This is a genomic window from Flavobacterium sp. (assembly GCF_043779715.1).
Lineage (GTDB): Bacteria > Bacteroidota > Bacteroidia > Flavobacteriales > Flavobacteriaceae > Flavobacterium.
Map to the genome: position 1 here is coordinate 1 of NZ_JAYWDT010000120.1, position 7,919 is coordinate 7,919.

Consider the following 7,919-nt stretch of genomic DNA (forward strand, 5'->3'; position numbering starts at 1 on the left):
TACCCATTACAACTTCCATCAATAAAAATGAATATAAAAACAAAGGATTGGTGTTGGTTGACGATGTTCTTAACTCTGGAACAACATTAATTTACGGTGTAAGACATTTTCTAGATGTTGATTTGAATAAGTTTAAAACCGCAGTTTTAATAGACAGAAACCACAAAAAATACCCTATAAAAGCTGATTTTAAAGGCATTTCACTATCAACGTCCTTGTTAGAACATGTACAAGTTGTTTTTAATGAAAATGAAGATTGCGCTTTCTTAGAGTAATATTTTCTGAATCTCTTCAATAACATCAAACGGAGATTTATCATCGCCTACAAAAATCGTATGCTTACATTGATTATAATAGAAACTTCTGTCAAAAAGATGTTTGGCAACAAATTCTGTTAACTCATCATCAGATAAATCTTTAATAAGTGGTCTATTTGCTTTATTAATTTTTAATCTTTCTGTTAATGTTGGGATACTTACATTCAGATAAATAGAAATCACATCGTCCTTTTGTAAAAACAAATGATTGTTTGCATAACAAGGTGTTCCGCCACCAAGACTTAGCACAAACGATTCGTTCGAGTTGAGTTTATTGGCAAATACTTCATGTTCTTTTTTTCTAAAAAAAATCTCTCCTTTTTCTAAAAAAATATCATTTACAGTTTTAGAAACTTCATTTTCAATCAGGTGATCTATATCAAAAAACGGTAAGTCGAGTTTTTTTGACAGTAATTTTCCTATTTCTGTTTTTCCAGAAGCCATATAACCAACTAAAACAATTTTTTTCATGAAGCTAAAACCTTATAAATTAACGCACTGAGCGTGTTTGAGAAAAAAAGACAAATTTAATACAAAATTGCTTTGAAAAATCAATAATAACTTCTTATATTTGCACCCGCGTTGAAGAAATACAATGACTTGGTAGCTCAGTTGGTAGAGCACATCACTTTTAATGATGGGGTCCTGGGTTCGAGCCCCAGCCAGGTCACAAAAAAGTCGTTCGCCACAAGCGAATGACTTTTTTTATTTAAGGCCACGTGGAGAAACGGTAGACTTGCCAGCTTGAGGGGCTGGTGCTCGCAAGGGCGTGCGGGTTCAAATCCCGCCGTGGTCACGGAAATCAAATATTTTCAGTGCATTACAAAGGTTTTAGTCAACATTTAGTCAACTAGATTGATAGAAATGAAGATTAAAACCTTTTTTATTTGCTATAATATTCAATTTGATAATTTTTTTTTAAACACAACCAATTTTAACATGATAATTTTTTAGCTTTAAATAATATATTTAGGAAACCGTACTACGTATCAAAATTATCAGATTTATTATTTTAATAAGTCATACTTTCTTCTTACTTAAAATAAAAAAGCGACCCTTGTGAGGCCGCTTTGAATGTTTTCACAACGGAATAATCCTTATTGTGAATTGCTTCAAAATTGTAACACAATGATACAACAAAAGTTTTATTATTTGTATGTGGTTTTCCGTAAACTAGTTAATTTTCTTTTTATTAAATTTAGGGATTAATTTACAGTTAGGTAAAATTTATCAAAAATATAGCTATAAAATGAAAAAAATATTAGGATTGGATTTGGGAACAACATCAATTGGTTGGTCATTTATCAACGAAGCAGATGATAATGAAACCTCATCCATTATAAATGTCGGCGTTCGCATCGTTCCGCTCACTACTGACGAAGAAGCAGATTTCAAGAAAGGAAATACAATATCAATAAACGCAGATAGAACATTAAAACGTGGAGCAAGAAGAGGTTTGCAACGTTTTAAGCAAAGAAGAGATGCTTTATTGGAAACATTTACCAAAATAAAATTCATTTCTACTGATTTTATTTATGCCGAATCAGGTGCAGCAACTACTTTTTCTTCTTATAAATTAAGAGCAAAGGCTGCAACGGAGGCTGTTAGTAAAGAAGAATTCGTAAAAATATTGTTAATGCTCAATAAAAAACGAGGATATAAAAGCAGTCGAAAAGCAAAAACAGCCGAAGAAGGAGACGCTATTGATGGAATGGCAATTGCCACAGCGCTTTTTGAAAACAATATAACTCCAGGACAATGGGTCTATAATTCTCTATCAAATGGAGGAAAATACATTCCTGATTTCTATCGTTCCGATTTACAAAAGGAATTGGAGAAAATCATAACTTTTCAGAATAAATATCATCCTGAATTTATTAATAAAATATTACTCGAAGAGATTCATGGAAAATCAAGAACGCTCACTTCTCATTACTTCACAAAAACATTAAAAATAGAACTTGCCGAAAATAAAGGAAGTAGAGAAGAAACCAAATTACAACATTACAAATGGAGAAATGATGCTTTGACAAATGAACTCGATTTGAAAGTTTTGGCATTTATTATTACTGAAATCAACAATCAAATTAATCAATCGAGTGGCTATCTTGGTGCTATTAGCGACCGTAGCAAGGAATTGTATTTCAACAAAGAAACGGTTGGACAATTCCAATATAAACAACTTCAAGATAATGTTCATTCAAAACTAAAAAATCAAGTTTTTTACCGTCAAGATTATTTAGACGAATTTGAAAAAATTTGGGAGACACAAGCTCAATTTCACCCTGAATTAGATGACAAACTAAAATCAGAAGTTCGAGATATTACGATTTTCTATCAAAGAAAATTAAAGTCTCAAAAACATTTAATAAGTCATTGTGAATTTGAAAAAGGACATAAAGCCATTCCAAAATCGTCTCCTTTGTTTCAGGAATTCAGGATTTGGCAGAATTTGAATAATATTGTTGTCAAAAACGAAACGACAAAAGAGCCTTTTCTATTAAGCGAAGAATTAAAACAGCAAATAGCCGAAGAACTTCAGTTTAAAGACGGTTTAACTGATATTCAACTAATGGCTTTTTGCGAATTAAAAAAGGGTAGTCATTCCGTTAATTTCAAAAAAATTGAAGGAAATCGAACCAATACTGCACTTTTTAAAGCTTTTGAAAAAATCCTTGAAGTTGAAGGTTATGATGAATTAGACATAACTAAATTAGACGCAATAGAAGTAAAAAAAATCGTCAAATCTGCTTTTTCAGATTCAGAAATTAACACTGACATTTTAGATTTCGACCCAACCATTCAAGGAAATGACTTTGATAAGCAACCATATTATCAATTGTGGCATTTGCTTTATTCTGCGGAAGAAGATGAGTTTCTGAAAAAAAGTTTGATGTCTAAATTTGGTTTTAAAGAAAATCACATTCCTTTTCTTTTAAACATCAATCTTCAAGCTGACTATGGCAGTTTGAGTGCCAAAGCCATTAAAAAAGTATTGCCTCATTTGATGGATGGGCAAATTTATGACAAAGCTTGTTTAATGGTTGGTTATAATCATTCATCATCATTAACAACTGAGCAAAATAATGATAGAGTTCTAAAAAATACACTGGACTTACTCAAGAAAAATAGTTTACGAAATCCAGTAGTAGAGAAAATCTTGAATCAAATGATTAATGTGATTAATGCCATTATGGAAGACCCAACAATGGGAAAACCTGATGAAATTCGTGTAGAATTGGCTCGTGAGTTGAAAAACAACAACGAACAGCGCAAAGAAATGACTAACAACATTAACAAAAGTACTGCCGAACACGATAAAATCAGACAATTATTACATCACGAATTTGGAATAGCAAGAGTAACGCGTAACGACATTATTCGTTACAAGCTTTGGAAAGAATCAGATGGTATTTCGTTGTACACAGGAAAACCTATTGAACCATCAAAACTATTTTCTAAAGAATATGACATTGAACACATTATTCCTAAATCGAGATTATTTGATGATAGTTTTTCTAACAAAACAATTTGCGAACGCCAATTAAACATTGACAAAAGCAACAAAACCGCCTATTCTTTTTTACAGGAAAAATTAACTCCTGAAGAATTTGACCAATTTGAAAAAAGAGTAAAAAGTTTTTTTGGGAAAATAAGCCGAACCAAACAGAACAAACTCTTGATGGCAGATAATGAAATTCCCGAAGGATTTATTGACCGCCAATTAAGAGAAACACAATACATAGCCAAGAAAGCAAAAGAAATTTTATTGGAAGTCTCCAGAAACGTAACAGCAACTATCGGAAGTGTAACTGATAAATTACGTGAAGACTGGGAATTGATAGATGTAATGCAAGAACTCAATTGGGATAAATATGATAAATTAGGTTTGACCAAAATTGAAGAAGGCAAAAACGGAGAACGTTTGCGTAAAATTAAAGATTGGACCAAACGAAACGACCATCGCCACCACGCTATGGATGCGATAACGGTAGCTTTTACCAAACCCGCTTATATCCAATATTTAAATAATTTGAATGCAAAAACTCAGGGAGATAAAAAAGCAAGTGCCATTTTTGGAATTGAAACAAAGTATTTAGAACGTGACAAAAACAATAAATTACGCTTTAAAAAACCTATGCCAAACTTTAGAGAAGAAGCTAAAAAGCAACTCGAAAGTATTTTGATTTCTTATAAAGCCAAAAACAAAGTAGTTACCAAAAATAAAAACATCACAAAAATTAAAGGTGGCACTAATGAAAAAATTCAGCTTACACCTCGTGGACAGTTGCACAAAGAAACCGTTTATGGAAAGCTGCAACAATATGCAACCAAAGAAGAAAAAGTAAGTGCCAATTTTACGGAAGATTATATCAACAAGGTTGCAAAAAAACAATATAGAGAAGCTTTACTTTCTCGATTAGTCGAAAATGATAACGATCCTAAAAAGGCTTTTACAGGCAAAAATGCTTTAGCTAAAAATCCTATTTATTTGGATGCTGAGAAAACAGATGCAGTACCTGAAAAAGTAAAAATGGTTTGGCTGGAAGATGACTATACCATTAGAAAAGATATTACACCTGATTTGAAAATCGATAAAGTAATTGATATTGGCTTAAAAACCATTCTTCAAAATCGTTTGAACGAATTTAATGGCGACCCGAAAAAAGCCTTTGTCAATTTAGACGAGTATCCTATTTGGCAAAACAAAGAAAAAGGAATTGCCATAAAACGAGTTACTATAAGCGGAGTGAGCAATGCGCAAGCTTTACATACCAAAAAAGACCATTTAGGGAACGAAATTTTAGACGAAGACGGAAAAACAATTGGCGTTGATTTTGTGAGTACTGGAAATAATCATCATGTAGCCATTTACAGAGATGAAAAAGGTAATCTACAAGAGGAAGTGGTTTCTTTTTATGATGCAGTGGTTCGTAGGAATTTAGGATTATCCGTAATCAACAAAAACCACCAAAACGGATGGGAGTTTTTGTTTTCAATGAAACAAAATGAGTTTTTTATATTTCCATCTGATTCTTTTAATCCACAGGAAATGGATTTACAAAATCCGTGTAATTATCATTTGATAAGTCCAAATATTTTTAGAGTTCAGAAAATAGCTACTAAAAATTATATGTTTAGACATCATTTAGAAACAACAGTTGATGAAAAAAATGAGTTAAAAGATATTGCTTATAAAAGCATTAGAAGTACTTCTCCACTAATCGGAGTAATTAAAATTAGAATTAATCATTTAGGTCAAATTGTTCAACTTGGAGAATACTAAATTATGATAAAACGCACTCTTTTCTTTGGTAATCCAGCTTATTTGAGCACCAAAAACGAGCAAATCGTTATTTCTTATCCCGACAAGGAACAAGAAACCAAAACTGTGGCTATTGAAGATATTGGGGTTATTGTTTTAGAAAACCAACAAATCACAATTACCAATGGTTTGTTAGAGAAATTGACCAATAATAATGTTGCATTAATCAATTGCGACCAATACCACCTACCGATTGGTTTATTAATGCCTTTAAATGGGCATACAGAACAATCTGAACGGTTCAAGAATCAAATTAATGCTTCTGCCCCACTCAAAAAGAATTTGTGGCAACAAACCATTAGTTCCAAAATTATGAACCAAGCGGGATTACTCAAAGAGAAAGGAATCCCGATGCGAAAAATGGAACTTTGGGCAAAAGAAGTCACCTCGGGTGATGCGCTCAATCACGAATCGAGAGCTGCAGTTTTTTATTGGCAAAGTCTTTCGCATATACTCACCAGGGATGGTAGTGTTTTTAGTCGTGGACAAAATGGATTACCACCAAATAACTTATTAAATTATGGCTATGCCATACTCAGAGCGATTACAGCACGTGCCATTGTCAGCTCCGGAATGCTTCCGACTTTGGGTATCTTTCATCGCAACAAATATAATGCGTATTGCCTTGCTGATGATATTATGGAGCCTTATCGCCCGTATGTAGACTTGATTGTATGCCACATTATGGAAACCGAAGATTCTTTTGAGGAATTGACCATTGACTTCAAGAAACAACTGCTAAACATAGCCAGTATGGATGTTTTTATTGATGGAAAGAATAGCCCGTTAATGGTTGCAATGAGTAGAACAACACATTCTTTACACGAATGTTTTGAGGGAAAATCTAGGAAAATTTTATACCCTGTTTATGTATGATGAACATTACACCCGTTTAAACCAATATAGAAGTTTGTGGATATTAGTATTTTTTGACCTGCCTACAGAAACCAGAAAGGAACGCAAAATAGCTTCTTCATTCAGAAAGAAATTATTAGACGATGGGTTTTCTATGTTTCAATTTTCGATCTATATGCGGTTTTGTGCCAGCAGGGAAAATGCAGAAGTACACACCAAAAGAATTAAGAATAACTTACCCGAACACGGTAAAATTGGTGTGATGCAAATAACAGATAAGCAATTTGGGATGATGGAACTTTTTTATGGTAAAAAACCCGTAGAAACTGACAAGCCTTCTCAACAATTGGAGCTTTTTTAAGAGTTTAGGATTCTAAAAAAGCATAACTACTTGTGCTACAACAAACAAACACTACTTCTTTTCGATTTCAAAAAATAGCCGTAACTACCAACATATCAAACGATTATATCGCGGTATGTTGGGAATTATAAGCTAAAATACAATTTTGAAAGCAATTCACAACTAAGCGGCTATTGTGGCTTTGCTTTTGTTTGTTGGGGATTATAAGCTAAAATACATTTTACCTCTTCAAAGCAAAATGCCCTTTTACAATTCTTCCATCTGCTAGTTCTATCGAGTACCAATAATCCGTTGCAGGTAGGGCTTGATTGTTGAAAGTACCATTCCAACCTTGGCTGGTTGGTATGATTTGTTTGATTAATTTACCAAAACGGTCAAAAATATAAATGATGGTTTTAGAATTTAAACCACTATTTGCACCCTTTATATTCCAATAATCATTATAGCCATCTCCATTTGGGGTAAAATAATCTGGAATTCCTAAAACCGCAACTTCTTTGGGAACAATACCACAACCATTTAAATCTTTGATGTAAACCGTGTGAATTCCTGCACTCACATTAGCAAATACATTTTCATCTTGGTACAAACCATTTATATCATCAAGCGCATAAACATAATTTCCTGCACCCGTAACATAAACCGTTATACTATTTGGTGTGGTTAAATCTATTACGTTTACCGATGTAATGGTAGCTTTATCGGAAGCAGTAACAGTAATAGTTCTTGTTTTAGGACAATTTAAATTATTAGAAACATCAACCGTATAAATTCCTGCTTGATTTATGTTTAAGGTATAATTTGTTCCTATTACAGTTGGACTACCGTTTAGTTTCCATACATACGTATAGTTTGGTGCTTGGGTTGGGTCTAAAAGTCCAGCATCTATAGTTTTTTGTATAGTTTGTTCGTTACAAACCAACTCATCACCTAATAAATTAATATTGGGTACTGGCTTTACAACAAAAGCAATAGTGTAAGTTGCTTTACAAGTGGTATTCGTTGGATTAATAACTTCTACTCTTATGTTTTGCGTGGAGGTTACAAACGGGTTTGGGAG

Annotated in this window: 6 protein-coding genes and 2 tRNA genes; 6 read left to right on the forward strand and 2 right to left on the reverse strand. The window is 32.9% G+C overall.

Translation table 11 applies throughout. The features are described from left to right. A partial coding sequence (locus tag ACH2BG_RS06170; protein ID WP_395046843.1) for a phosphoribosyltransferase family protein occupies positions 1-275 on the forward strand: 275 nt, incomplete at its 5' end. Here ACH2BG_RS06170 and ACH2BG_RS06175 read toward each other — a convergent pair. Further along, the gene (locus ACH2BG_RS06175) at positions 267-788 is read right to left on the reverse strand and encodes a shikimate kinase (protein ID WP_395046844.1); all 522 of its coding nucleotides are present in this window, start codon (positions 786-788) and stop codon (positions 267-269) included. The two genes, ACH2BG_RS06170 and ACH2BG_RS06175, sit on opposite strands and share 9 nt — an antisense overlap. A gap of 126 nt (positions 789-914) precedes the next feature. Here ACH2BG_RS06175 and ACH2BG_RS06180 point away from each other — a divergent pair. The 5 genes from ACH2BG_RS06180 (at position 915) to cas2 (ending at position 6,859) form a co-directional block, all read left to right on the forward strand. Next, positions 915-987 (forward strand) — tRNA-Lys (locus ACH2BG_RS06180). Between the two features lie 43 nt (positions 988-1,030). Next, positions 1,031-1,113 (forward strand) — tRNA-Leu (locus ACH2BG_RS06185). 453 nt (positions 1,114-1,566) lie between these two features. Next, positions 1,567-5,604 carry a type II CRISPR RNA-guided endonuclease Cas9 gene (gene cas9, locus ACH2BG_RS06190; RefSeq protein ID WP_395046845.1) on the forward strand — a complete coding sequence of 1,346 codons (4,038 nt, stop codon included), beginning with the start codon at positions 1,567-1,569 and terminating at the stop codon, positions 5,602-5,604. A gap of 3 nt (positions 5,605-5,607) precedes the next feature. Next, positions 5,608-6,519, forward strand: coding sequence for a type II CRISPR-associated endonuclease Cas1 (gene cas1, locus ACH2BG_RS06195; protein ID WP_395046846.1), 912 nt, complete (start codon positions 5,608-5,610; stop codon positions 6,517-6,519). Continuing rightward, positions 6,512-6,859: a CRISPR-associated endonuclease Cas2 gene (gene cas2, locus ACH2BG_RS06200; protein WP_395046847.1), complete on the forward strand. Its 348-nt coding sequence runs from the start codon at positions 6,512-6,514 to the stop codon at positions 6,857-6,859. The genes cas1 and cas2 overlap by 8 nt, the downstream gene beginning before the upstream one ends. Positions 6,860-7,079: 220 nt before the next feature. Here the strand turns inward: cas2 and ACH2BG_RS06205 are convergent. Beyond that, the coding region (locus ACH2BG_RS06205; RefSeq protein ID WP_395046848.1) for a T9SS type B sorting domain-containing protein at positions 7,080-7,919 on the reverse strand (840 nt) is incomplete at its 5' end.

Coding starts and splice junctions, on each gene's coding strand:
- ACH2BG_RS06175 (WP_395046844.1), bottom strand. CDS start 788: ATGAAAAAAATTGTTTTAGTTGGTTATATGGCTTCTGGAAAAACAGAA.
- cas2 (WP_395046847.1), top strand. CDS start 6,512: ATGTATGATGAACATTACACCCGTTTAAACCAATATAGAAGTTTGTGG.
- cas9 (WP_395046845.1), top strand. CDS start 1,567: ATGAAAAAAATATTAGGATTGGATTTGGGAACAACATCAATTGGTTGG.
- cas1 (WP_395046846.1), top strand. CDS start 5,608: ATGATAAAACGCACTCTTTTCTTTGGTAATCCAGCTTATTTGAGCACC.